Below are 3,150 nucleotides of genomic sequence, written 5' to 3'. Positions count from 1 at the left end.
TTTGTAGCGTAATTTTGTCTTTTGTTGTTTGTTTTTGTGACAAGCTACTAAGGGCAATCGGTGGATGTCTTGGTACCAAGAGCCGATGAAGGACGTTGGAGCCTGCGATAAGCCCCGGGGAGTTGGCAACCGAGCTGTGATCCGGGGGTGTCCGAATGGGGAAACCCAGCTGGCATTCTAAAGCCAGTTACCAGTGCCTGAACACATAGGGTTCTGGAGGGAACGCGGGGAAGTGAAACATCTCAGTACCCGCAGGAAGAGAAAACAATAGTGATTCCGTGAGTAGTGGCGAGCGAAAGCGGATGAGGCTAAACCATGTGCGTGTGATAGCCGGCGTGCGTTGCGTATATGGGGTTGTGGGAGCATTCGGGTCTTAATGCCGTGAGACCAGAGAGTTATAAATCGCTGTTGAAGTCGAATCTTCTGGAATGTTGAGCCGTAGTGGGTTATAGCCCTGTAGGCGTAAGACAGTGACTCTTGAGTGTTTTCCCAAGTAGCACGGGACTCTTGAAATCCCGTGTGAATCTGGCGGGACCACCCGCTAAGCCTAAATACTTCTTGGTGACCGATAGCGGACTAGTACCGTGAGGGAAAGATGAAAAGTACCCCGGGAGGGGAGTGAAATAGTACCTGAAACCGGTTGCCTACAATCCGTCGGAGCTCCTCACTTGTGGGGTGTGACGGCGTGCCTTTTGAAGAATGAGCCTGCGAGTTAGTGGTGTGTGGCGAGGTTAACCCGTGTGGGGTAGCCGTAGCGAAAGCGAGTCTGAATAGGGCGCTTTAGTCGCATGCTCTAGACCCGAAGCGGAGTGATCTATCCATGGGCAGGTTGAAGCGTGGGTAAGACCGCGTGGAGGACCGAACCCACCAGGGTTGAAAACCTGGGGGATGACCTGTGGATAGGGGTGAAAGGCCAATCAAACTCCGTGATAGCTGGTTCTCCCCGAAATGCATATAGGTGCAGCGTCGCGTGTTTCTTACCGGAGGTAGAGCACTGGATGGTCTAGGGGGCTTACCGGCTTACCGAAATCAGCCAAACTCCGAATGCCGGTAAGTGAGAGCGCGGCAGTGAGACTGCGGGGGATAAGCTCCGTAGTCGAGAGGGAAACAGCCCAGATCACCAGCTAAGGCCCCTAAGCGATTGCTAAGTGGAAAAGGATGTGGAGTTGCCCAGACAACCAGGAGGTTGGCTTAGAAGCAGCCACCCTTGAAAGAGTGCGTAATAGCTCACTGGTCAAGTGATTCCGCGCCGACAATGTAGCGGGGCTCAAGCAATCCGCCGAAGCTGTGGCATTCACACTCGTACCAGGCCGGCCCTTCGGGGTTGGTCCAGGTGTGTGGATGGGTAGGGGAGCGTCGTGCAGCGTGTGAAGCAGCCTAGTGATGGAGTTGTGGATGCTGCACGAGTGAGAATGCAGGCATGAGTAGCGAATGACGGGTGAGAAACCCGTCCGCCGGATGATCAAGGGTTCCAGGGTCAAGCTAATCTGCCCTGGGTAAGTCGGGACCTAAGGCGAGGCCGACAGGCGTAGTCGATGGACAACGGGTTGATATTCCCGTACCGGCATTAACACGACCCGACCGAACCCGCTGATGCTAAGCCAACAAGGCCTTGATGTCTTCGGACGGATTGGTGGCGTTGGTGGCCCGAGGTGGTAGTAGGTGCATTGAGGAGTGACGCAGGAGGGTAGTCCAACCGCGGCGATGGTAGGCGCAAGCTGATCCGCGGGCAAGGTGGTAGGGCGAGGCATAGGCAAATCCGTGTCTCATTGAGCCTGAGAGCCGAGGCGGACCCGTTTAGGGGAAGTGGATGATCCCATGCTGCCGAGAAAAACTTCGCAGTGAGTGTTAGAGCCGCCCGTACCCCAAACCGACACAGGTGATCAGGTAGAGAATACCAAGGCGATCGAGTGAACCATGGTTAAGGAACTCGGCAAAATGCCCCCGTAACTTCGGGAGAAGGGGGGCCGGAACCGTTAGGTGACTTGCTCACCGACGCGGTGATGGCCGCAGAGACCAGGCCCAAGCGACTGTTTACTAAAAACACAGGTCCGTGCGAAGAAGTAATTCGATGTATACGGACTGACGCCTGCCCGGTGCTGGAACGTTAAGGGGACAGGTTAGTCGGCTTTAGGGCCGGCGAAGCTTTGAACTTAAGCGCCAGTAAACGGCGGTGGTAACTATAACCATCCTAAGGTAGCGAAATTCCTTGTCGGGTAAGTTCCGACCTGCACGAATGGCGTAACGACTTGGGCGCTGTCTCAACCGTGGACTCGGCGAAATTGCATTACGAGTAAAGATGCTCGTTACGCGCAGCAGGACGGAAAGACCCCGGGACCTTTACTACAACTTGGTATTGGTGGTCGGTACAACTTGTGTAGGATAGGTGGGAGACTGTGAAGCTCGGACGCCAGTTCGGGTGGAGTCATCGTTGAAATACCACTCTGGTTGTTCTGGCTGTCTAACTTTGGTCCGTTATCCGGATCAGGGACAGTGCCTGGTGGGTAGTTTGACTGGGGCGGTCGCCTCCTAAAAGGTAACGGAGGCGCTCAAAGGTTCCCTCAGCCTGGTTGGCAATCAGGTGTCGAGTGTAAGTGCACAAGGGAGCTTGACTGTGAGACAGACATGTCGAGCAGGGACGAAAGTCGGAACTAGTGATCCGGCGGTGGCATGTGGGAGCACCGTCGCTCAACGGATAAAAGGTACCCCGGGGATAACAGGCTGATCTTCCCCAAGAGTCCATATCGACGGGATGGTTTGGCACCTCGATGTCGGCTCGTCGCATCCTGGGGCTGGAGTAGGTCCCAAGGGTTGGGCTGTTCGCCCATTAAAGCGGCACGCGAGCTGGGTTTAGAACGTCGTGAGACAGTTCGGTCCCTATCCGCTGCGCGCGCAGGAGACTTGAGAAGGGCTGCCCCTAGTACGAGAGGACCGGGGTGGACGAACCTCTGGTGTGCCAGTTGTTCCGCCAGGAGCACGGCTGGTTGGCTACGTTCGGGAGTGATAACCGCTGAAAGCATCTAAGCGGGAAGCACGCTTCAAGATGAGGTCTCCCACCGGGTTAACCGGGTAAGGCCCCCAGTAGACCACTGGGTTGATAGGCCAGAAGTGGAAGCATCGCAAGATGTGGAGCTGACTGGTACTAATAGG

Annotated in this window: 1 rRNA gene; it reads left to right on the top strand. The window is 55.6% G+C overall.

The features are described 5' to 3' along the window. Window positions 1-37: 37 nt before the first annotated feature. Window positions 38-3,150: ribosomal RNA gene (locus tag ACXC9Q_RS41835) — 23S ribosomal RNA — on the top strand; the annotation flags it as partial.

The sequence above is a fragment of the Kribbella sp. CWNU-51 genome, assembly GCF_054073265.1.
The sequence above is the reverse complement of the archived record's forward strand: the minus strand, read 5'-3'. Positions and strand labels throughout refer to the sequence as shown.